The organism is Maricaulis sp. MIT060901 (genome assembly GCF_047123815.1).
In the GTDB taxonomy this organism is placed as follows: Bacteria; Pseudomonadota; Alphaproteobacteria; order Caulobacterales; family Maricaulaceae; genus Maricaulis.
The window spans coordinates 2,766,565-2,788,490 of the sequence record NZ_CP138920.1; the positions used below are offsets into that span (position 1 = coordinate 2,766,565).

26 protein-coding genes are annotated in these 21,926 nt (G+C 59.0%); 11 read left to right on the forward strand and 15 right to left on the reverse strand.

All coding sequences use genetic code 11. From position 1 onward, the window contains the following. Positions 1-128: 128 nt before the first annotated feature. Together alaS and SIC17_RS13590 are read left to right on the forward strand one after the other, a co-directional pair. Positions 129-2,780: an alanine--tRNA ligase gene (gene alaS / locus SIC17_RS13585; RefSeq protein ID WP_412545697.1), complete on the forward strand. Its 2,652-nt coding sequence runs from the start codon at positions 129-131 to the stop codon at positions 2,778-2,780. Further along, entirely contained in the window at positions 2,780-3,232 is a 453-nt protein-coding gene (locus SIC17_RS13590; protein ID WP_412545698.1) for a nuclear transport factor 2 family protein, read from the forward strand. The genes alaS and SIC17_RS13590 overlap by 1 nt, the downstream gene beginning before the upstream one ends. A 6-nt stretch (positions 3,233-3,238) precedes the next feature. Here SIC17_RS13590 and SIC17_RS13595 read toward each other — a convergent pair whose 3' ends face one another. The 5 genes from SIC17_RS13595 to SIC17_RS13615 all read right to left on the reverse strand — a co-directional run bounded on the left by SIC17_RS13595 (position 3,239) and on the right by SIC17_RS13615 (position 6,398). After that, the gene (locus tag SIC17_RS13595) at positions 3,239-3,676 is read right to left on the reverse strand and encodes a hypothetical protein (protein WP_412545699.1); all 438 of its coding nucleotides are present in this window, start codon (positions 3,674-3,676) and stop codon (positions 3,239-3,241) included. A gap of 86 nt (positions 3,677-3,762) precedes the next feature. Continuing rightward, positions 3,763-4,167: an STAS/SEC14 domain-containing protein gene (locus SIC17_RS13600; RefSeq protein WP_291892844.1), complete on the reverse strand. Its 405-nt coding sequence runs from the start codon at positions 4,165-4,167 to the stop codon at positions 3,763-3,765. 67 nt (positions 4,168-4,234) lie between these two features. After that, entirely contained in the window at positions 4,235-4,627 is a 393-nt protein-coding gene (locus tag SIC17_RS13605) for a hypothetical protein (RefSeq protein WP_412545700.1), read from the reverse strand. A gap of 34 nt (positions 4,628-4,661) precedes the next feature. Further along, positions 4,662-5,078 carry a hypothetical protein gene (locus tag SIC17_RS13610; protein ID WP_291892848.1) on the reverse strand — a complete coding sequence of 139 codons (417 nt, stop codon included), beginning with the start codon at positions 5,076-5,078 and terminating at the stop codon, positions 4,662-4,664. A 96-nt stretch (positions 5,079-5,174) separates the two neighbouring features. Beyond that, positions 5,175-6,398, reverse strand: coding sequence for an NADP-dependent isocitrate dehydrogenase (locus SIC17_RS13615; RefSeq protein ID WP_291892850.1), 1,224 nt, complete (start codon positions 6,396-6,398; stop codon positions 5,175-5,177). 106 nt (positions 6,399-6,504) lie between these two features. On the opposite strand from SIC17_RS13615, the gene SIC17_RS13620 reads away from it, so the two are divergent. Next, positions 6,505-7,254, forward strand: coding sequence for an RNA methyltransferase (locus tag SIC17_RS13620; protein WP_412545701.1), 750 nt, complete (start codon positions 6,505-6,507; stop codon positions 7,252-7,254). On the opposite strand, the gene SIC17_RS13625 is transcribed toward SIC17_RS13620, so the two are convergent. Continuing rightward, on the reverse strand, positions 7,255-8,463 hold the full coding sequence (locus SIC17_RS13625; RefSeq protein WP_291892854.1) for a hypothetical protein: 1,209 nt from the start codon (positions 8,461-8,463) through the stop codon (positions 7,255-7,257). It lies immediately after the preceding gene. 79 nt (positions 8,464-8,542) lie between these two features. Beyond that, positions 8,543-9,889 (reverse strand): MBOAT family O-acyltransferase, encoded by a 1,347-nt coding sequence (locus SIC17_RS13630; RefSeq protein ID WP_412545702.1) that lies wholly within the window; start codon positions 9,887-9,889, stop codon positions 8,543-8,545. Between the two features lie 337 nt (positions 9,890-10,226). On the opposite strand from SIC17_RS13630, the gene SIC17_RS13635 reads away from it, so the two are divergent. Next, positions 10,227-10,436: a hypothetical protein gene (locus SIC17_RS13635; protein ID WP_412545703.1), complete on the forward strand. Its 210-nt coding sequence runs from the start codon at positions 10,227-10,229 to the stop codon at positions 10,434-10,436. A gap of 440 nt (positions 10,437-10,876) precedes the next feature. Here the strand turns inward: SIC17_RS13635 and SIC17_RS13640 are convergent, their stop codons facing one another. Beyond that, the gene (locus SIC17_RS13640) at positions 10,877-12,007 is read right to left on the reverse strand and encodes an amidoligase family protein (RefSeq protein WP_412545704.1); all 1,131 of its coding nucleotides are present in this window, start codon (positions 12,005-12,007) and stop codon (positions 10,877-10,879) included. A gap of 88 nt (positions 12,008-12,095) precedes the next feature. Between SIC17_RS13640 and SIC17_RS13645 the strand changes: the two genes are divergently transcribed. Both SIC17_RS13645 and rpsD read left to right on the forward strand, forming a co-directional pair. Continuing rightward, the gene (locus SIC17_RS13645) at positions 12,096-12,965 is read left to right on the forward strand and encodes a hypothetical protein (RefSeq protein ID WP_291892861.1); all 870 of its coding nucleotides are present in this window, start codon (positions 12,096-12,098) and stop codon (positions 12,963-12,965) included. 189 nt (positions 12,966-13,154) lie between these two features. After that, positions 13,155-13,772, forward strand: a complete 618-nt coding sequence (gene rpsD / locus SIC17_RS13650) for a 30S ribosomal protein S4 (RefSeq protein ID WP_291899848.1) — start codon at positions 13,155-13,157, stop codon at positions 13,770-13,772. A 36-nt stretch (positions 13,773-13,808) separates the two neighbouring features. On the opposite strand, the gene SIC17_RS13655 is transcribed toward rpsD, so the two are convergent. Continuing rightward, positions 13,809-14,147, reverse strand: coding sequence for a hypothetical protein (locus SIC17_RS13655; protein ID WP_412545705.1), 339 nt, complete (start codon positions 14,145-14,147; stop codon positions 13,809-13,811). Positions 14,148-14,399: 252 nt separating this feature from the next. Beyond that, positions 14,400-14,864 (reverse strand): hypothetical protein, encoded by a 465-nt coding sequence (locus tag SIC17_RS13660; protein WP_412545706.1) that lies wholly within the window; start codon positions 14,862-14,864, stop codon positions 14,400-14,402. A 251-nt stretch (positions 14,865-15,115) separates the two neighbouring features. Here SIC17_RS13660 and SIC17_RS13665 point away from each other — a divergent pair, with 251 nt between their 5' ends. Beyond that, complete coding sequence (locus tag SIC17_RS13665; RefSeq protein WP_291892870.1) at positions 15,116-15,619, forward strand: hypothetical protein; 504 nt, start codon at positions 15,116-15,118, stop codon at positions 15,617-15,619. On the opposite strand, the gene SIC17_RS13670 is transcribed toward SIC17_RS13665, so the two are convergent. Genes SIC17_RS13670 through SIC17_RS13685 form a run of 4 tightly spaced genes read right to left on the reverse strand, consistent with a single transcriptional unit; the run spans position 15,616 to position 17,449 of the window. Then, entirely contained in the window at positions 15,616-15,996 is a 381-nt protein-coding gene (locus SIC17_RS13670) for a DUF427 domain-containing protein (protein WP_412545707.1), read from the reverse strand. The genes SIC17_RS13665 and SIC17_RS13670 overlap by 4 nt on opposite strands. 17 nt (positions 15,997-16,013) lie before the next feature. Beyond that, entirely contained in the window at positions 16,014-16,346 is a 333-nt protein-coding gene (gene grxD / locus SIC17_RS13675) for a Grx4 family monothiol glutaredoxin (RefSeq protein WP_291892874.1), read from the reverse strand. A gap of 30 nt (positions 16,347-16,376) precedes the next feature. Beyond that, complete coding sequence (locus SIC17_RS13680; protein ID WP_412545708.1) at positions 16,377-17,201, reverse strand: aldo/keto reductase; 825 nt, start codon at positions 17,199-17,201, stop codon at positions 16,377-16,379. A gap of 11 nt (positions 17,202-17,212) precedes the next feature. Next, complete coding sequence (locus SIC17_RS13685) at positions 17,213-17,449, reverse strand: BolA family transcriptional regulator (protein WP_291892880.1); 237 nt, start codon at positions 17,447-17,449, stop codon at positions 17,213-17,215. Between the two features lie 146 nt (positions 17,450-17,595). On the opposite strand from SIC17_RS13685, the gene SIC17_RS13690 reads away from it, so the two are divergent. The 4 genes from SIC17_RS13690 to SIC17_RS13705 all read left to right on the forward strand — a co-directional run bounded on the left by SIC17_RS13690 (position 17,596) and on the right by SIC17_RS13705 (position 19,662). Continuing rightward, positions 17,596-17,874: a hypothetical protein gene (locus SIC17_RS13690; RefSeq protein ID WP_412545709.1), complete on the forward strand. Its 279-nt coding sequence runs from the start codon at positions 17,596-17,598 to the stop codon at positions 17,872-17,874. 78 nt (positions 17,875-17,952) lie between these two features. Further along, positions 17,953-18,099 (forward strand): hypothetical protein, encoded by a 147-nt coding sequence (locus tag SIC17_RS13695; RefSeq protein ID WP_412545710.1) that lies wholly within the window; start codon positions 17,953-17,955, stop codon positions 18,097-18,099. Positions 18,100-18,174: 75 nt separating this feature from the next. Continuing rightward, positions 18,175-19,134, forward strand: coding sequence for a M20/M25/M40 family metallo-hydrolase (locus tag SIC17_RS13700; RefSeq protein WP_412545711.1), 960 nt, complete (start codon positions 18,175-18,177; stop codon positions 19,132-19,134). Positions 19,135-19,284: 150 nt separating this feature from the next. Further along, complete coding sequence (locus tag SIC17_RS13705; protein WP_412545712.1) at positions 19,285-19,662, forward strand: hypothetical protein; 378 nt, start codon at positions 19,285-19,287, stop codon at positions 19,660-19,662. A 30-nt stretch (positions 19,663-19,692) separates the two neighbouring features. On the opposite strand, the gene purL is transcribed toward SIC17_RS13705, so the two are convergent. Beyond that, a complete protein-coding gene (gene purL / locus SIC17_RS13710; protein ID WP_291892891.1) occupies positions 19,693-21,924 on the reverse strand; it encodes a phosphoribosylformylglycinamidine synthase subunit PurL in 2,232 nt (743 codons plus the stop codon). Positions 21,925-21,926: the final 2 nt, after the last annotated feature.

Here is a 21,926-nt window from a genome sequence, read left to right on the forward strand (position 1 = left end):
ATTGCCCCGCAAGGCGGGTTTTGATTAAACGGGTGTTTGGCGGGGCCAAATACCCGTTTTCTGTTTAAGTCTTCCCGATATCGGGCGCGTCCGCTCCGATGTCTCCGCACCAGATTGATGGACCTGACATGGCAAGCCTGCGCGATATCCGTGCCACCTTCCTCGACTATTTCGGCAAGAATGAACACGAAGTGGTCGCGTCCAGCCCGCTCGTCCCGCAGGACGATCCGACGCTGTTGTTTGTCAATGCGGGCATGGTGCAATTCAAGAATGTCTTCACCGGTAAGGAAACGCGAGACATTCCTCGCGCAGTGACCTCACAGAAATGCGTCCGCGCCGGTGGCAAGCACAATGATCTCGACAATGTCGGATATACTGCGCGTCACCACACCTTTTTCGAGATGCTCGGCAATTTTTCCTTTGGCGATTATTTCAAGGAACGCGCGATCCATCATGCCTGGGAAATGGTGACTGGTGAATTTGCGCTGCCCAAAGACAAGTTGCTCGTCACCGTCTATTCGGAAGACGATGAAGCCCGCCAGCTGTGGAAGAAGATCGCAGGTCTCAGCGATGACCGCATTATCGGCATCTCCACCTCCGACAATTTCTGGTCCATGGGCGATACTGGCCCGTGTGGTCCGTGCTCCGAGATCTTTTTTGACCACGGCGATAGCATCTGGGGCGGCCCTCCCGGTTCGCCGGATGAAGATGGAGACCGGTTCATCGAGATCTGGAACCTCGTCTTCATGCAATACGAGCAACGCTCCAAGGAGGAGCGAATCGATCTGCCCAAACCGTCGATCGATACCGGCATGGGCCTCGAGCGCATTGCAGCCATCCTGCAGGGCAAACACAATAACTACGACATCGATCTTTTCGCCAATCTGATCCGAGCCGGCGAGGATGTGCTGGGGGTTAAGGCCGAGGGCGATGCGCTGGGTAGTCACCGCGTGATTGCCGATCACTTGCGTTCGACCTGTTTCCTCATGGCGGACGGTGTCACCCCGTCCAATGAGGGACGCGGTTATGTCCTGCGCCGCATCATGCGCCGCGCCATGCGCCACGCCCACCTGCTCGGCGCGACTGAGCCGGTGATGTGGAAACTCGTTCCGGCGCTGGAGGCCGAGATGGGCGACGCCTATCCGGAGCTCGGCCGCGCCCGTGCCTTGCTTGAGGACACGTTGAAGGTCGAAGAGGCAAATTTCCAGCGCACCCTCGGACGGGGGCTGGGCCTGCTGGACGAAGCGACGGCGAAACTCGGAGAAGGCGACAGCCTGCCGGGCGAGACGGCCTTCAAGCTCTATGACACTTACGGCTTCCCGCTCGATCTGACCCAGGATGCCCTGCGTCCGCGCGGTATCGATGTGGATGTCGATGGCTTTGATGCCGAGATGAGCAAGCAGAAGGAACGTTCCAAGGGCGGTTCACTCTCCAGCGTGGTCGCACCGGACGAGGTCTGGTTTGCCGTGCGCGAGAAACTCCAGCCGACCGAGTTCCTCGGTTATGCCGGCACGACAGGCGAGGGCAAGCTCAACGCCATCGTCTCCGAGGGCGCTGAAGCCAAGGCCATCGGTGAGAGCCAGACGGGCGAGTTGATCTTTGACCGCACGCCGTTTTACGGCGAGAGCGGCGGCCAGGCCGGTGATACGGGGCTCATCACGTTTGAAAACGGCGCCATTTTCCGGGTCGAAGACACCCAGAAGCGTGCGGGTGACTTGCATGCCCATGTCGGGGTGATGGAGAAGGGCGAAGTCACGCTCGGTGACACGGCGCAGTACGCGGTCGACGCCGGCAAGCGTACGGAGACCAAGTCCAACCACTCTGCAACTCACCTCCTGCACGCAGCGCTGCGTGATGTGCTGGGCGCGCATGTGACCCAGAAGGGGTCCTATGTTGGTCCGGACCGTTTGCGTTTCGATTTCTCGCACAACGGCGCGGTGACCGCGGAAGAGATGACGAAGATCGAGACTCAGGTGAATGCGGTCATCCGTCAGAATGCTGCTGTCTCGACACGGGAAATGGCCCCGGAAGCCGCAATCGAGGCCGGCGCCATGGCGCTGTTCGGCGAAAAATACGGCGACACGGTTCGTGTTTTGTCGATGGGGCGCGGCCTGGCCGGAGACGAGAAGGCCTATTCCGTGGAACTTTGCGGTGGCACCCATGTCGAGCGCACGGGCGATATCGCCCTGTTCAAGATTATCGGCGAGAGCTCAGTCTCCGCGGGTGTGCGCCGTATCGAGGGCCTGACCGGCGAGGCGGCTCGCCTGTACATGGAGGAACAGATGAGTTTCGGCCGTTCTGCTGCCGAGGCTCTGAAAATTCCAGCGGCAGATTTGCCGGCCCGTGTGGCGGCCATGCAGGGGGAGCGCAAGACGCTTGAGCGCCAGCTCGCCGAAGCCAAGAAACAACTCGCCATGGGCGGGGGTGGCGGTGCGGCACCGACTGGTCCGGAAGACGTCAATGGCACGAAATTCATCGGTCGTGTGGTCGAGGGTGTTGGCGGCAGGGATCTTCGAGGCCTGGTCGACGAGGCCAAGAGTTCGATGGGCTCCGGCATTGCTGTTTTTATCGGTGTCAATGATGGCAAGGCGGCCTTGGCGGTCGGCGTGTCCGATGACCTTGCGAGCACTTTCAGCTCGGTCGACCTCGTCCGCGCTGGCTCCGCTGCAGTGGGCGGCAAGGGCGGCGGTGGTCGGCCGGACTTCGCCCAAGCCGGCGGCCCGGACGGTTCCAAAGCCGAGGCTGCCCTTGCTGCAATCAAATCCGTGATTGCAGGCTGATGGCGCGCAAGGTCAAGTCTTCCAGTGATTGTCAGCTGGTCGGCGAGAAAGTCGCCGCGCGCCTTATCCTGGAGGCGCGGGAGAGGTTCAACGATGCCCTGGAAGCTCGGAACATGGCCGCCATAGAGCATGTGCTGAGTGAGGACGCTGTTCTGGTGCCTGGGGATGATGCACAGCTTATCAATGGCCGCGCGGCCCAGCTGGAAGCTTGGCAGTCAATCTACGAGAATATGGACAGTGTGCGCTATGTGCGCTCGCCAGGACGTATCGAAGTCTCGGAAGACGGGCATCTGGCGGCCGAAACAGGCCGCTGGACCGGAGGCTGGACCAGCCAGGGTATGCAGATTTCCTATATGGGTCGGTATTTCGCCAAGTGGCGTCTTGAAGAGCTGGTCTGGAAAATCGAGGCGGAGACCTTTGTCACCATCAAGCGCACCGGCGGCATGCTCTGAGCCAGCCTAGGGCTCGTTGGCAACCTCTTCGGTATCCCAGAATTCGCGCCACTGACCGCGGCGCATTTCAAAAAAGCCGGACCGGTTTTCATCGCCCAGACCCGTGACGGACCAGCGGCCCAGAATGACATCGCCACCCTGTTCAATCTTGCCCCGATAGATCACCGTGTGGTCGGCGCCTTCGACACCGCTATAGGTTTTGAACAACTGCACGTCCGTGCCATCGCAATGCCCGGTCCATCCGGCCGGCAACTGCTCTATATCCATGTCCAGGAACGTGTTGGGTTCGATGGAGCTGCCGCTGATCGAGTTGCCGGTCTGCGTGAATTGCACGGAAAACGGCACCGGCATTTCATTACTCGGATAATGGTACAGACCGGTCCACCGGCCCGTGAGAGGGCGGATACTGGTGGTCGGCTTGTTTTGCCGCAGATACTTGAACAAGTGCTGGACTGGCATGTTTAACGAGTCGCACGAGCGGAGGAGGAAGGCAATGTCCGAGTGCTGAACTCGGGTTTTCGGAGCTATGTTCAGGCGGCATCTTCCGTGTGCCCGCCGATCAGCCATTCACGAGCTTCTGCCTCGCTGGAGAAGGTCCGTTCCTCTCGGCCCAGCACGTCTTCAGCTTTCTTTTCCCAGTAGTAGAGCAGGGCGCGGGCCATTTCGTCTCCGCAGACAATGGCGGCTCGTCTGGCTTTGCGGTCATGTTGCTCATCGCACAGGCGTACAAACTCTGCGAATCTCACTGCCATATCAGGGGTGAAGGCCCCCAGGCCCAGGCGCGTCAGGACACTCATGCTCATCAGATCGGGCGCCCAGTCGGGATGCCTGAAACGCGCAGCATAGCCTTCCCGGAGCGCTTCGAGCGAGGTCTCGCCTCCGATGCGCCAGATGCAGATGCGGTTTTCCGTGTCGATTTCCAATTGAGACAGCATGATGGCGACCCGAATCTCTCATTTGCGGTCGATGATAACGGCAAGCGCCCCGTCAGCCCCGTTTTTCTTATTCGACCCGCCCCAGCCAGACGAGCGCTTCGTCCATGGTTTCAAATATCGCTTCTTCCGTGACCAGCTCCGGTGCGGATATGTGTTCGTGGAAACTGAGAATTCCCGCTTGCAACTGGCTGTCCATCACGGTCGCGGCCTTGGATGTGATGCCCTGGCGGTATTGATCATCCAGTGCCTTGAAGCGCTGCACCATGTCCTGGACAGCTTCGGTGGAAAGCTCGGATAGGTCGATCTTTTCATAAACAAGCAGGTGATCGAAATGCGGAGACCAGTCGGGATGGGTCACGCATTCGCGGTATACGGCCTCGCCGGCGGCTGGCGTGAGCACACCTCGAATACGCGAACGCACGAGCCTGTTCGGAATGTCGATCGTCAGATCGTGTTTCATGCCTGTCACCCCTAGCCGGGATGGATGACACTATTCAGGAGTTTAGCCAAGCCAACGCATCCGCTTCATTGTCGAAAACCTGTTCGTCGACGAGCGCATTTTCGGTGAAACTGAGCTTGTGCAGCTCCAGCATCACACGGTTATTGTCGAGACTGCAGACAAGAGCTGACTTGACCTTATGGGATCGGGTGGCCTGGGTTTGTCGCTGTTTCAGCCAGTCCTGGAGGCGTTTGATGTCATCAAGCTCGACATTGCCAAGCAGCGCTGTGGGTTCATAGACCAGCATGAGACCGAAACGGTCATTCCACCCGGGATTATCGAGAATGTCCCGGAGACCAGCGATCAGCTCATCCACCGTCACCAAGCCGGAGATGCGCAGCGTCGCGACCCTGTTTGCGGTGTCGATATCGAAGACGTATTTCAGCTCAGCCTCCCGAATGACCCGAAACAAATTTTGCCCGGCAGACCTGAAAATCAAGTCAAAGCGAGAGCGCTCACAAAAAAGGCGGAGCCGGAGCCCCGCCTTTTAATTCATATCCTTGAACGCTTACGCGTCGACAGCCATGGCAGCCTTGAAGTTCTCGTCGACCTTCTCCAGGAAGCCCTCGGTGGAGAGCCAGCCCTGCTTGTCGCCGACGAGGAGTGCGAGGTCCTTGGTCATGTAACCGCTTTCGACCGTCTTGATGATAGTGTTTTCCAGCGTGTCCGCGAACTTCATGACCTGTTCATTGCCGTCCATACGGCCGCGGTGGGAGAGGCCACGCGTCCAGGCAAAGATGGAAGCGATGGAGTTAGTGGACGTCTGCTCGCCACGCTGGTGCTGGCGATAGTGGCGGGTCACCGTGCCGTGAGCGGCTTCCGCTTCGACCGTCTTGCCATCCGGGGACATCAGGACGGAGGTCATCAGGCCGAGAGAACCAAAGCCCTGGGCAACGGTGTCGGACTGAACGTCGCCATCGTAGTTTTTACACGCCCACACAAAACCACCGGACCACTTCATGGCCGCTGCGACCATGTCGTCGATCAGACGGTGCTCGTAGGAAATGCCTTTGGCCTGGAAGGCGTCCTTGAATTCGGCGTCGAAGATGTCCTGGAAGATGTCCTTGAAGCGGCCGTCATAGGCTTTCAGGATCGTGTTCTTCGTGGACAGGTAGACCGGCCAGCCGCGCTGCAGGCCGTAATTCATGCTGGCGCGAGCAAAGTCCTTGATGCTCTCGTCCAGGTTATACATGCCCATGGCTACGCCGGAGCTCGGGAAGTCGAAGACTTCGCGGGTAACCGGCTCGGAACCGTCTTCCGGAACGAAAGTCATGGTCAGCTTGCCCGGCTTGTCGACGAGGAAGTCGGTGGCGCGGTACTGGTCGCCAAAAGCGTGACGGCCGATGACCATCGGCTGCTGCCAGCCCGGAACCAGGCGCGGAACGTTGGAAATGACGATCGGCTCGCGGAAGACAACACCGCCCAGGATGTTGCGGATGGTGCCGTTCGGAGAGCGCCACATCTTCTTGAGATCAAACTCTTCAACGCGGGCTTCGTCCGGCGTGATGGTCGCGCATTTGACGCCAACACCATAATGTTTGATGGCTTCGGCGGCTTCGACGGTGATCTGGTCGTCCGTCTCGTCACGCTTGGTGACAGAGAGGTCGTAATACTTCAGATCAATGTCGAGATAGGGCAGGATCAGCTTGTCTTTGATCATTTGCCAGATGATGCGAGTCATTTCATCGCCGTCGAGTTCGACGACCGGTGTATCGACTTTGATCTTCGCCATGGTGTTCTGCTTTCTTTTCGGACGGATGGAATAGGCGCTAGAAGGCACCCAGAGAGATTTGCGCGCTCTCTAGCATTGGCGCGCGAGAAGGTGAAGAGGCGGCTCCATGAGTGCTGACAGACAAACCCCGGCCATTATCCTCCATTCGCCGCAGATGGGCGAGAATATCGGCGCTGCAGCGCGTGTGATGGGCAATTTCGGATTACCCGACCTACGCGTTATTGATCCGCGCGATGGCTGGCCGAATGACAAGGCGTTTTCCATGGCAGCCGGGTCGCCGGTGCTCAATGCGGCGAAAGTCGTGACGGACATGGCTGAGGCTTCGGCCGATCTGACGCGGATCTATGCCACAACGGCGCGTCCGCGCGGCATGGAGAAGCCGGTGCTGACCGCCCGCCAGGCCATGGCGGAGATTCGTCAGGCCCAGGCTGCTGGCGAAAAGGTGGGTGTTCTGTTCGGGGCTGAGAAGTCCGGCCTGCCCAATGAGGCCGTGGCTATGGCGGATGCCATCATTACGCTGCCGGTGGATCGCAGCTTCTCCTCTCTTAACCTCGCCCAGACCGTCGCCGTGATTGCCTATGAGTGGACGGCAGAGGAGGGCGCGCCGACTGAATTCGAGGCGGTTTCCAATCCGGCCAGTCGCGAAGACCTGGAGCGCATGTTCGTGCATTTCGAGGAGGAGCTCGACCGCGCCGGTTTCTTCTACCCGCCTGAGAAAACGGCTCTGATGACGCAGAATCTGCGCAGCGCCTTTGTTCGCGGCCGCTGGACGGCGCAGGAAGTGCGGACATTCAGAGGGGCCGTGAAAGCGCTCGCCATCGGCCGGGGCAAGGCACGCATCCAGCGCGAGGACTGATCAATTCGCGTTTTCGCGCTCGATGCGTTCGACGGCAGAATTCAGGGACGTCCACTGACTGGGGGTCAGGAAAATGCTGGGCTGGGCTTCCGGAGACGGCGGGTTGGCATCCAGCGCATCAAATCGGCCATTGAGATACTGTACCCAAGGGTCATCAGTCTGGCTCAGCCAGGCCTCGCGCCGCGCATGTAATCCGGCGATAACCTCGTCGACCGTTTCAGTGGTAAAGCGCTCTCCAAAATCCTGCTCGGGCGCGCCGTTTTCCAGCGGCGTTCCAGTCAGCCAATTCATGATGCTTTCGCCCACAATATCCCGGTAGTGCGAAGGTTCATGGAACCAGGGATTGGGATTCTCGCCGGTTTCATCAGGCGGTGGTGTTGTTGAAATCGGACGGAAGCCGGCAAAATCCCAGACGCTTAGTGCGCCTGCATCAAAACAAGCATTATCCGGGCGCGGGAGGTGGTCACGTGCATCTGCCGCCGCGGCCAGATCGCGCCGCATGATCTCCTCGACATAACCGGAACCGGCCCGCTGCGTTGCTTCCTCCTGCCAGCCATGGCGAGGATGAATGAAGACCGCAACCTGCTTGTCCGCGGCCAGCAACGCATCGATACCTCGGAAAAGGAACTCGATACGGTCCTGATTGTACTCGAAATTCAGATAGTAACGGTATCGCTTGTCGACTTCCTCATCGAATTCGGCGCGCATCAGATCTTCGCGGTAGGCATTGACCCAGGCGGTGTCCTCACCACCTGTCATATTGTCGATGAAGGTCTGCAATGCGCGGGCAAACGCATGCGGCGCCAGGGCCGTTCGGGTCAGTGACGCTGCGCGGCTACCGCCGTCGAATGTGGTCAACCAATAGGTCGCCTTGGCCAGGGTGTCGGTGCCGAACTCGCGACTGTCGATACCAATGATGACGCACTGAATATTTTCGTTTTCGGCCGCAAGCAGGCTTGCACGGGAGAGTTCAAAAGCGCTGGTGCCGGAAATACCCATATTGGCAAAACCGCCATCCCAGTAGGACAGTTCATCGGGGAAGCCGTCAACGATGCGTGAGCTTCCCATGGCGATGGTGCCGGCCTGGGTCGACATGATTTCGTGCGAGGTCGCAATGCGATAGCCATCTTCGTGCGCGCGGCTCTTGCGGGCATTGATGCCCTCGATCAGAGGCGCACCGCTGACACCATAAGGGTCGATGAACAGCACAAACCCGCCCCAGCCGATCAACCAGGCTGCGAGAGTGATCGCGAAGGCCCTTGCGTAACGCGTCAGGCGCGAGGTGTCGCTAGAACTGGTAATAGATGAACTCCGCTACGGTCCAGGAATTGATGATGGCGATGAAAAACAGGCTGGCAAGGCCAATCGCTGTGCCGACCCCCGGCTTCCAGCGCGAACCTTTCTGAAGGTCCGATTGCAGGCCTTCCAGCGTGCGCGGATCGAGCGCATTCTGGAACAGGGAAATCGTATCGGGCAGGCGCCAGATGATGAGCAGCGACAAGGCTGCGCCGATAAAGGGTTCATCATTGGTCAGAGGGCCAAAGCCGTTCAGATAGACCATGGCGGACAGCATCTCGCCGGCGGCCGCGAAGTTCTCGGCTCGGAAAAACACCCAGGCAACCGTCACGAACAGGAAGGTCAGGATGGGCGAAATCCACTTGAAGCCCGGGGCGAACAGGCCGTCGGGTCTGACCCGGTTCAGCCAGTGACACCACGCTAGGGCGAGGCCATGAATGCCGCCCCAGACTACAAACGTCCAGGCGGCACCGTGCCACAATCCACCGAGCAGCATGACCAGGGCCACATTCACGCCAAGACGGAACTGGCCGTGCCGGTTACCGCCCAGCGGGATGTAGAGATAGTCGCGCAGAAAGCGCGACAGGGTGATGTGCCAACGGTGCCAGAAATCGACAATGGAACGCGCGCGATAGGGGGCGTTGAAGTTTGCCGGCAGATGGAAGCCGAACATGCGTGCCAGGCCGAGCGCCATGTCGGAATAGCCGGAGAAGTCGAAGAAAATCTGGAAGGAATAGCTCAGAGCCGAGGCCCAGGCCTCAAGGAAGCCAACGGTCGCGCCATCGGCAGCCGCGTCGAACGCGGAGGAGGCGTAGGGCTCCAGATTGTCCGCAAGGAGCACTTTCTTGGCCAGGCCGATGGCGAATATTGATGCGCCCACTCCCAGATTGTCTGCCAGATTGTCTTTTCGCTCGGTGTCCGCAAATTGGTCACTGATCTGGCTGTGCCGAACAATCGGGCCGGCAATCAGTTGCGGGAAGAAGGCGACAAACAGGGTCTGGTTCAGCCATGCGCCCGGTGCGGTCTGCTTGCGTGAGACATCGACCAGATAGCTGATCTGCTGGAAGGTGAAGAAGGAGATCGCCAAAGGCAGGGGTAGTCCCTGCAGCGGAATTTCCGCCCCGGTGATCGTGTTCACATTGCCAATCGCAAAGTCGAGATATTTGAAAACACCGATCAGCGCCAGGTTGAAGACGATCCCGCCGGTCAGCCAATGCTTGTTGCGCTGCTTGGCAATCTCGATCGCCAGAAACTGGTTGATGATGATCGATGCGCCGAGGATTCCGAGGTAGATCGGGTTCCACCACCCGTAGAAAACGAGGGAGGCGACGGTAAGCACGAAAAGCGCGGCCCGGTGACTGACCTGGCGCCGGACCAGATAATAGAGCGCGAGCGTCGCTGGTAATAAAATGAATAAGAATTCCAGCGAGTTAAATAGCACGCCTAACCCTGTCCCTGCGAGTGTTACCTGCCTTGTCGATGCTATAGACGGACGGGCAATGACTGACAAGTAGGAGCGCGCACAGCGCGAATTCCGACCTTGAAACAGTTCCTTGGAGCGAATTGGTCGGCGTGATGCAACCAAACCTTAGGGTTTTTCTGTTTCAGTGATCACCGGGATGGATAACCGGGTTAAAATAGTGACTGACGCGCCGCACACATACGACACTGCCAAAATGGCCGAGTTTGTTTCGCGACTTGCTGCGGAAGGCGTGCATGCCAGCGATGCCATGTTGGCGATCTCTTCCCAGTTTGCGCTCGGCGTGGCGGACTCCCGTGAAATCGTCGAGGCCAGCGCCCATTGGGAAGCCGAGCTGGCCCAGTCCGCAGTGCTCACGGACCTGTTCCTGAACCTGCTGGCCGAGGGCGACAGCGACGCGGCCTGAGCAATGCCTGATGCGCTGATCTCCCGGTCTTTTAGGATTGTATGGGATAGCTCCCCGCATAGAGCGGACGTATCTTGCTCGATTTTCTCATCGGTTTTGGCTTAATTATGAGCCTGTTTATGCCGGTCGCACAGATGCGAGCCTAGGCCGCGCATTTTTTCAAGTGCGCGATTGTGTCGGGCAGGCGCTAGATGATCAGCAAGCCGGTGACTTACCGATGATGGAGGTTTCATTGGCTCGCAAGTCGGAGCCATAGCGATGGAGCGTAGACGCGAGACATCCACGAGATGGCTGATCTGCTTATCTGCCCTATAAATTAGGGGCAGTAATACCGGAAAATTAGGGGCAGTAATACCGGATTCAGAAAAAGGGTTTTCTTGGGGGCGAGCAGCAGCTGAGGTCCGAAAAAAGCGCGGAGAGGTGTGAAAAGTACGCGGGTATCACACGCCTTGGGCTTGGTCCGGAAGTTGGCTATGCCACTGATCAAGATCTTCTGGCGGCAGTTTCAGCGTCGCGAGAAAGCCTGGAAAGCCGGAATTGAGGCCGTCCGTGCCAAGTCCGCAGGCCCACTCCAGGATCGCCGCGAATAGCCGGGCATTGCGCATGATTTCCGACACGTCCATGGAGCCCGGGAAGATCCGGACTTCAAACGTTTGCTTGCCTGGCAGGTCATGCGCGAGGTTGAAGAAATTATAGTCGGCATATTTCGTCGGCTTGCACTCGATGAGGCGCTGCTGGGCCTTGATCCAGTCGAGGTGTTGGAAATCGGGATCGCGCGCCAGTGCGCGGATGGAATCGCTGATTGGGCCAAGTCTAACGCAGCGCGGATTGGTTCGCACCAGCGATCGAAGCGCATCGCCGAACTGATCGAGCGCCTTGATCAATCGGGCGAGAGCCCGCGCATCACGCAGGCGTACCGCGTCATAATGGATGTGAAGCGCCGCCTCGGCAGGCACGCTGAAATCAAGTGCGTGCGCTGCCATTAGCAATTTGCGCAGGGCGGGTTCGGGATCATCGCCATAGGGCGGGGATATGATTTCGCACGGTCGTTCACGCTCGCCCGGTAGCGGGGCAGCCATGGCGATTGAGCGTGCGGACTGGTCGACGACTTTGGTAATCCCGCCCCCTGCGTGCTCAACGGGCGTACCCCAAAGCGCGGCAACGGGTTCCAGCACGGTCTCGAGGCCCGCTTGCGGATCGCAATGGTGCTGGGCGAGAGAGAGCAGCCGGGCATCATCGCTTAGCAGGCGCAGCCAACCGGTCAGGGGCGGGGCATTATGGTCCAGCCCGTCGCGAATTGTGAGATCATCAACTAGGAGCGCGATGCGCTCACCGCCTCGGTCACGGACATCAAAGCCCAAAACCAAATTCTCGAAAACCGGCAGGCCCGGCACAAGGCTTGGCTCGGATTGCGGGTAGAAACAGACCCCTACCGTGCCGCCCTGATCGCGGGCAACAGCCGCGGCCAGATCGCGACGTGATCGGCCCTGTGGCGCCAAGAGTTCGATCTCGAATCCCATTTTCCAGCTTGCCATCACACACGCCTCAATCGTCGAAAACAGCCTCAACATCAACAGCTTTGGTATTGGTGTCTATCGAGATTGCCCACTCGCGGCAAAGGCGCTACGCAGTTACCCGCAAATCTCCGGGGAGGAAAACATGTCGAGCTCTTCTATCGCAGGCGTGGCAGCGCTAGTGACGCTGTCCGGCGGAACTGTAAGTGCTCACTTCGACGATCAAACCTATCATGCGCCGCTGATGGCAGCCAGTATTTCGCAAGTGAACAACCGGACCCAGCGTCCGGATGAACGAGATATGTGGCTGTTTTTAAGCAGTAATTATGGCTATTGTGACGCCAAAAAAGTCGCGCATGTCTGGAATACAGGTGTCGGATCAGCGAAGGCGATCATCGGCGGTAAGATTGCGGCGGGCCTGACAAATCTTGTCGATATAGATATTGCGAGCACCCACTTTGACGTCGAATGTAGCCATGAAGAGGTCGGGCTGACCTACTCAGATGCTGTGGCACTGGCCAATCATTGGGCGCTGGAATCATCGTGGGAAGCTAAGCTAGCGGTCGATCGGTTGGCGACCCGTCTCGGACACAAGCGTTTCTGGGAGGAATACGGTTTCACGTTGCATGAGGCCAATTCAATTACAATCATCACATCCGAGAATCCTGACGCCGATTCTTACTATCACTTTGCACTAAGTGATTACGGATACTGCGATGCGATGAAGCTCGCTCAAGTATGGAATATTGAAACTTCCCAGGCCAAGTTGGCTATCGGGCGCAAGGTCCAGGGCGGCATGACCGAACGGATCGATCTTGATATTGCCTCTACCGCGAACTCCGTCAGTTGTAGCTGGGGCGAGACGAGCCTCACTTTAAATGATGCGACTGCGCTGGCGAGTTTCTGGGGCGTGCCAATTGGTGAAGCCAAGCAGAAGGCTGCTAATTACGCGTCGCGATCGGGCACAAAGGGCCTCCGACAGCGGCTTGCTGATGTCCTGCCGGAAAGGCCCTGATTGGGTCGGCGCGAACCGATGATTTCAGCGTACTGCAACATTGCTTGACATTCCTGTCCGCACAGGTAGAAACCCCGCTTCTCGCGCGAGCGCCTGCTGGCGTGGGGTGTACGGGTGATGTGTGAACCGCCGTTTCAATTGCGAGCCTCAATAGGGAGGACGCCGGGCCACATCGAAATAGAGAGACTGATGTCAAAGCGTCATTCGCAAAAATATAAAATCGACCGCCGTATGGGTGAAAACCTCTGGGGTCGTCCGAAATCTCCGATCAACTCCCGTCCGTACGGCCCGGGCCAGCACGGCCAGCGCCGCGCCGGCAAGCTGTCTGACTTCGGTATCCAGCTGCGCGCCAAGCAGAAGCTGAAGGGTTACTACGGTAACATTACCGAGAAGCAGTTCCGTCGTACGTATGACGAAGCGGCTCGCCGCACCGGCAACACCGCCGAGAACCTGATCGGCCTGCTGGAATCCCGTCTGGACGCTGTCGTTTACCGCGCCAAGTTCGTCCCGACCGTTTTCGCAGCGCGTCAGTTTGTCAACCACGGCCACGTTCTGGTCAATGGCGTCAAGACGAACATCCCGTCCTACCGCTGCAAGCCGGGCGACGTCATCGAAGTTCGCGAAAAGTCCCGCTCCATGGCCCTGGTCCTGGAAGCCCTGGAAAGCGCCGAGCGCGATATCCCGGACTATGTCGATCTCGACCCGAAAGCCATGAAGGTCACCTATGTGCGCATGCCGGAACTCGCGGAAGTTCCTTATGCTGCACAGATGGAACCGAACCTGGTTGTCGAATTCTACTCCTCGTAATCACGAGGACATCCGAGTTCAAAAGAACCCGCCTGGCTATGCCGGGCGGGTTTTTTCGTGGTTGGCGGTGAGTGCAATGCGCGCTTCTGTTTTCGCCATCCAGTTCGCGGCAATGCACTGAATGAACCCGATCATCAACAGATTTGCTGCGAGAAACAGCGGTTCCTCTTCGCCGAACGCGATCTGGGGGCCGGAAGCGGAGGAGGGCAATAGGGGCAACACTATGCCAAAGAGGCCAAAACCAATCAGGGCAAATCCAACCCAGAAGGACAAGCGGAGAAACCGTTCAACCCGTAGCGCTCCTCTCCCCTCGCGCGAGCTAGGTTCGACATTCATTGGGCTGAACCCGGAATGGATGCCGGCAGCGGCGAGCATTGTGATCAAGCAAGCCAACCATGTTCCCATTGTGACTGCGAGCGCGATTGCCGTCCCCAATCCACCCCCGCTGACCCATCGGTCTGCGTAAAGCGGAACCGTAAAGGCTAGGCTGATTGGACACGGGGCGAAGGCGAAGAAGAAACATAGGATCCGCAGCGTCATATTCGCCCCCATCTACATGCATAGTTATCGTTCGGGGTTTTGGTATATTGTCACGATATACTGATGACATGCGCAGTAAGGTGATCGTCACGTCAATTCTGTCTGACCAGCGGATGTCCCAAACACCCGGTGCCCGATGAACATCAGGACGGTCAGGGCCAGGGCGCTGGCGACCGAGGTGATGGTGGGCAGGTGCAGCATGGTCGACATCACCACGCGCTCTTCGTTGACCGCGGTGAGAGTGTGCTCGTAAGTGCGCCAGACATAAACCAGGGCGGGCAGGAGTGTCATGGCACCGGCTCCGAACAAGGTTGTGGCGGCAAACAGCGAGAAACGATTGCTGGTGTGCCAGGTTTTCCAGACCGCAGACAATCCTGCGGCAACGGCCAGCGGGGGCAAAGCCAGATAGATGATCCAGGCCATCGGCCAGAGCAGGCTCCCGCCAGGGCTCGCCGGCTGGGCCACGCTGTCCACGAGGACGGTGAAAACAACAAACATCGCCAGATAAAGCGACGCTCCGAGAAAAGCATACACCGCGCGAGACTTGGTCATGGCTCGGCCCTCCGGTTTCCTGTGAAGTGGGATAGTGGAGGTGAATCCAATTCATACAACCCCTGGATCAGGGCTGCTCGAAACCGCGGCGTTAACGCTCAACGCAGAGGCGTTTTCCCTCTGAGTTTTCGCCCGTCTCGACACAAGGGATTGATCGGCAATGTTTTTCGCGCTTTTCTTACAGAACCGAAATGATGAGGGGTGATCGTCTTTCGGTGTTGTGGGGTTAATGGGGGAATTGGGGGCAATTCATGACCTGGCGTTTTGTATCGGTAGCTGGCCTTGTGCTGGCCTGTGCGGCTTGTTCGACGGTTCCGGGGGAGAGCGAAGAGGCGCGTTTCCTGCCTCCGCTGCCGAGCCTGCCATCCATGCCGACCATGTCGATTTCCGACATTTCCATCCCGGGGACGGGCCGCGAGGCACCGGTCATCGATCCCAGTCTCGAGGCCGTGATCTACTGGCGGGTTATCGAGGATGATATCCTTGTCATCCACGCCAATACGCAGGGGTGTACCTCGCGGGCTGATTTTGATGTCTCGGTTAAACAGTATCACGAGGACATCTACACGGTGTCGATCAGCCGCGAAGATGTTGATCGCTGTGTGGATGATATCCCGTGGGGCATCCAGCTCGGTTTCGGCTTTGAGGAACTCGGCGTGCCGCATGGCGGCCAGGTCGTCGTGCTCAATCCGCTCGATAATCGTGCGTGGGATTGGAACCCCTACGGCGAACGTCGCCAGATGGCGGCGCGCTAGACGCGTTCCACGGCAACGCGGTCGGGATAGAAGCCGAGCCGGTCCTTGATCAGCGCGACAGCTTGGAACGGTTCTTCATAGGTCCAGACAGCGTTTTCCAGCCGCTCGCCGTTTTCCAGCAGCAGATGGAAGTAGTTGGCTTCGCCCTTGTACGGACACCAGCTCGTATGCTCGGAGCGTTCCAGCTGCGTGCTGTCCAGGGCTTTGCGCCCGACATAGAGAACCGGCGCGTAGACATGTTCTTTCAGTTCCAGCGCCTTGGCGTCGGCGGCAAGCAGCTCGCCGCGGGCGCTGATGGTCACGTCAATCTCGTGATCGGAGACAATAATGGGGTGTTCCGGTCCTGGCGTCAGAACCGGTCGTTCGGATTTGCTCATCGGGAGTGTCCTTCGGACTAGGCGGCCTCGATCAGGCCCTTATCTCGCAGATAGGTCTGCAATTCGCCCGTCTCGAACATTTCCTTGACGATATCACAGCCGCCGACAAACTCGCCCTTGATGTAGAGCTGCGGGATGGTCGGCCAGTTGGAGAAGGTCTTGATGCCTTCACGTACGCCGTCATCTTCCAGCACGTTGACGCTTTCGAAATCGACCTGGAGATGGTCGAGAACGCGGGCAACAACCGAAGAGAAGCCACATTGCGGAAAGATCGGTGTGCCTTTCATGAAGAGCACGACGTCATTCGCGTTGATGGTGGATTTGATCTGATCGTGGACGGTATCCGTCATGTCGAACTCCTTGGTCGTCTGGCGCTAGAGCTAGGCACTCGACGCTGATCCTTCAAGACCAGCCAGCCGGGCATTGGCGTCCAGATGTGTCAAACTCGTTGTCAGGGATATTACGCTATCACTCAAGGGATGATCGAGTGCCCAGGACAGCGCCTCCTGCGGCGAACGGCCGCTGGGTGGCGCTGTTCGACCCAGCGCGACCTGCTTGATATGGCGCGCAAAATACCATGCTGAAGAGGCGTTTAGAGGAATGCGCGCGGATTTCGCGGCGCCTTTCATGACCTCGATGCCGATGATCGATTGGCCTGCCTTTTTGCAGTTCTCGAGGCGCTCGATTTCCTGAGTGGTGAGCTCGGAATTGAGCGGTGCCATCACCGCGTCCATAGCCGAGATGCGCGCGGCGGCCTCGAGTTCCGGGCCGCGGCCGCAAATGCCCAGATGCCGGATCATGCCGCGAACCTTGAAGGCTTCCAGATGCCGGATCAGCTTGTCGGTGAGTTCTTCCGGTGCCGGGCCGTGCAGAAGCAGGAGATCGACATGGTCTGTTTTTAATCGCTCCAGCGAGTCCTTGAGCGACATCTCAACGGCACCCGGCGAGAAATCACGAAACCTGCCCGCGTGCATACCCGCTTTCGTGCACACAAAGACCTTGTCCCGCGGGACCTCGCGGAGCGCTTCACCAAGCCGCGTTTCCGCACGACCGGCGCCATAGGCAGGGCCGGTATCGAACAGGGTCACACCATGAGCGACACAGGCATGGACCAGCTCACGTGTTTTCGTATTCGAGCCGATAATGCTGGCATGGGGACCCGTGACGCCGAAGCCGAGACGGGAGAAGGCGGGGCTATCGATCATGCGAGTTTGTTTCAAGCGTCCGGAACCCTGGTCTCCAGCGCGAGCGCGTGGAGTTCATTGCCCATTTTCGAACCGAGGGCCTCATAGACCAGCTGATGCTGGGCGACACGCAGCTTGCCGCGAAACGCCTCGCTGGTGACGACGGCCTTCCAGTGGTCATTATCGCCGGCCAGGTCTTCCATCTCGATTTCGGCATCGGGAATTCCAGCCTTGATCAGGGCAATAATCTCGTCGGCAGGCATGGGCATGATTGGCGCTCCGGTCATGGATGACGAAAAGTTCACGAAAGCTCACGCAGAGCCTCGACTTGGTGAAGGAATGTGTTGGCAGTTGCGCTTTCCTGCAAGGGCGGAAACAGCCATATCACACACGGCTGGATAAACTGGAGGCTCTCTTGAATACAATTTTTGCCGTCAAACTCGTTACCCGCCTGTCCCTGGGCCTGGTCAATCTGGGACTGGCCTTTGTATTTCTCAGCGGTATTGCCATGGCCGGCGACCAGTATGTCGACCGCGAGGGCCGCCCGGTCGGGGGGTATGATGTGGTCAGTTATCATACCGAAGCCACGCCGCTGGTAGGGCTGGACACGCTCACTGCCGAGTATAATGGCGTTACCTGGTATTTCGCGACGGAGGCCAATCGAGACCTCTTTATTGCATCGCCTGAGGTTTAAGCGCCCGCCTATGACGGGCACTGCGCCTATGCGCTCGCCCATGATCGCAAGGTCCGCACCGATCCGCTGGCCTATCAGGTGGTTGATGGCGTGCTCTACATGAATTTCTCGCCCAATATCCAGCGCCGCTGGGAAGAAGACATTCCCGGATATGTGGAACAGTCCGAAGCGAACTGGCCGGAACACGAACCGGAACCCGCTGCGCGTCCCAGCCGCTGGTTCTGATCCATTACAGAAAATTGGGTTCGGTCCGGGCTGCGGATCTGGCATGGTGCGGTCAAAGCGTAATCGGGGAACATTATGCGTATCACTGCACTATTATCATCCGCAGCCTTTCTCGGCCTGGCTGCATGTTCATCTGTCACGGCCAGCCAGTCGAGCGATTATGACGGCCTGGACCGGGCTCAATTGCTGGAAGACCTGCAGATCCTCGCATCCGACGAGATGCAGGGCCGCGAAGCAGGCACGCCCGGCAATGCCATGGCCCGTGAATACATCATTGGTCGCCTGCAAGAGATCGGGATTGATCCGGTTGGCGACAATTTCGAACATCCATTCCAATACTCTTTCCGCCGCGGTCCGGGCGAACGCCTGCCGGGCGTGAATATTCTGGCCGAGATCGAGGGCACCGGAGACAGTGACCATGTCATGGTGCTGACCGCCCACTTCGATCATGAAGGCATGCGTGACGGACAGATCTGGAATGGCGCCGACGACAATGCATCCGGCGTTGCTGCGCTGCTGGCTGTGGCCGAGGACTTCGTCGAGAACCCGCCGGAACATGACCTGATCTTTGCTTTTGTCGACGCCGAGGAGCGTGGTCTGCAGGGCGCGCGCGCCTTTGTGGCCAACCCGCCGGTGCCGGAAGAGAATATCGTCTTCAATCTCAATCTCGATATGGTCGCCATGTCCGATGACCGCATCCTCTGGGCCGTGGGCACGTATCACTATCCGTTCCTGAAGCCATTGGTCGAGCGTGTGGCCGAACGGGCCGACGTCAACCTGCCCATGGGCTATGACGAACCGGGCGGCCCGCCTGGCAGTGACTGGACCATGCTGACCGATAGCGGTGCCTTCCACGCGGCGGGTATCCCGTTCATCTATCTGGGCGTGGATTTCCACCCGCACTATCACCAGCCGTCGGATACCTATGAGAACATGACGCTGGAGTTTTTCCAGGACGCTACCGAAACCATTCTCGACTTTGCTCGCGAAGCCGAAGCCGGCCTCGACATGATCGCGGAAGAGAGTGGTCGATAATCTGATCGGAGATGTGAAGCTTTTCACGCTTTGGTAGTGAAAAGACAGTATTCGATTCGCATGGGGCGAATTCAGACAATCTGGACAAGTGTTTTGGGCACTGTGATTTGCCTTCGCGGTGCCTATTCTTTGTTTTTCAGTCTGATTGTCATGCTCGCGTTGGCGGGTGTCTTTGATATCCGGGAATTCGGTCCGGAACTTGCGCGCTACTTTGCCAGCGCGAACCCCATCATCGTCGTGGCCTGGGCGGTATATGCATCGGCTTATGTAGCGGCCGGTGTCTTCGTGCTTCTGCGCCGTCGGGTTCTGGCACTTGTGTGCTGCGGGCTTGGCTACGCCATCGACATCACGCTCTGGCTGTCGGTTCATTCGGTCAGCTTCAATGCTGATGCCGCACCGGCCTGGGCGTCCTTGGCCGATCTGTTCTTCAATGTCTTTGATCTCGGGGCGCTGATGATCCTGACCTACCGGGTCATGGTGGGAACACCGGATACCAGCTCGCTCTACCGGTTGAACGACCGCAAGTAAAAAGCCCCGCTCGATGAGCGGGGCTTTTCTTTACTCGGCCGCTTCGGCGACCGGTTCCATCAGGTCCGGCATCCAGCCTTCCCAGGCCGCGCGCAGGCGGTCCAGTTCGAGATGGTGGGCACCATTGACGCTCACGGCAGTGCCGCCGGCCAGGCCGACAACCTGGATGTCGATATCCTCGGCCTTCGCGTCCTGGATGATGGCGATGGCATCATCCTTCTTGGCCGCCATCAGATAGCGGGCCTGGTCTTCGCCGAACAGGAAGCCGTGCATCGGCACATCACTGTCGGCGTCGTGCGCCAGCTTGATGCCGGTCTGCGACGCGAGCGCCATGTCTGCAGCCGCACAGGCCAGCCCACCGTCCGACAGGTCGTGACAGGCGCTGATACGGCCGGCACGGATCTGGCCGCGTACGAAATTGCCATGGGCCTTCTCGCGGTCGAGATCGACCATCGGCGCTCCGCCGTCCTCGCGGCCCTCGACAACACGCAGATAGGTGGAAGCACCCATCGCGCCAGTCGTCTTGCCGACCACCATCAGGATGTGGCCCTCGGACATGCCGCCGAAACCGGCGCGCTTGTCCATGTCCGGGATGAGGCCGACGCCGCCAACTGCCGGTGTCGGCGGAATGGCAACACCATTGGTCTCGTTGTAGAGGCTGACATTGCCTGAAACGACAGGGAAGTTGAGCGCGGCACAGGCCTGCGCCATGCCTTCAACACAGCCCACAAACTGGCCCATGATCTCTTCACGTTCCGGATTGCCGAAGTTCAGGCAGTCGGTGATCGCGATCGGATCGGCGCCGGTGGCGGTCAGATTGCGCCAGGCTTCCGCAACGGCCTGCTTGCCGCCTTCGAACGGGTCTGCATAGCAATAACGCGGCGTACAGTCGGTGGTGATGGCCAGGGCCTTGTTGGTGCCGTGAACACGCACGATCGCGGCGTCTGACGGATCCTCGGAGCTGGCAGCCGTGTCGGCCATGACGTGGCGGTCATACTGGCGCCAGATCCAGGCCTTGGAGGCCATGTTCGGGCTGGACATCAGCTTGAGCAAGACTTCGCCCATGTGCGACGGCTGGGCCACGTCCTTGGCATTGATCTGGGCGCGCACTTCCGGAGCGAAGTAGGGACGCTCGTATTTCGGTGCATCATCGGCCAGCGGTGCGACCGGGATGTCGCAGACGATCTCGCCCTTGTGCTCGAGCACCATGCGGCCGGTATCCGTCGTTTCACCGATCACGGCGACGTCGAGTTCCCATTTTTCAAAGATCGCCTTGGCCACGTCTTCGCGGCCCGGCTTCATGATCACCAGCATGCGCTCCTGGCTTTCCGAGAGCATCATTTCATAGGTGGACATGTTTTCTTCGCGCTGGGGCACGTCATCCATGATCAGCTTGATGCCGATCCCGCCCTTGTCCGCCATTTCGACGGAAGAGGAGGTGAGACCGGCGGCGCCCATGTCCTGGATCGCCGCGATGGCGTCCGTGGCCATCAGTTCGAGGCAGGCCTCGATCAGCTTCTTCTCGACGAAGGGGTCACCGACCTGGACGGTGGGGCGCTTCTCTTCGCTCTCATCGTCAAACTCCGCCGAGGCCATGGTCGCGCCGTGAATGCCGTCGCGGCCGGTCTTGGAGCCGACATAGACGATCGGCTGACCCGGCTCGGCGCCGCGGGCGTAGAAAATATTGTCCGTTTCCGCCAGGCCAACGGCCATCGCATTGACGAGGATGTTGCCGTTATAACCCTCGTGGAAATTGGTCTCGCCGCCCACGGTCGGGACGCCGACACAGTTTCCGTATCCCCCGATACCGGCAACAACGCCGCCGACCAGGTGTTGGGTCTTTTCATGGTCCGGCGCGCCGAAGCGCAGCGCATTCATCAGCGCCACCGGGCGTGCACCCATGGTGAAGACATCGCGCAGGATACCGCCCACACCCGTCGCTGCGCCCTGATAGGGTTCGATATAGGACGGGTGGTTGTGGCTCTCCATCTTGAAGATACAGGCCTGGCCATCACCGATATCGATGACGCCGGCATTCTCGCCCGGACCCTGGATGACTTTCTCGCCCGAGGTGGGGAATTTGCCCAGGTGGGCTCGCGAGGACTTGTAGGAGCAGTGCTCCGACCACATAACCGAGAAAATGCCCAGCTCAACCATGTTGGGCGCCCGGCCCAGACGGTCGAGGATGATGGCGTATTCCTCGTCATTGATACCGTGTTCAGCGACGATTTCGGCCGCGATGCCGTCAGCGTATTGGGTCATGT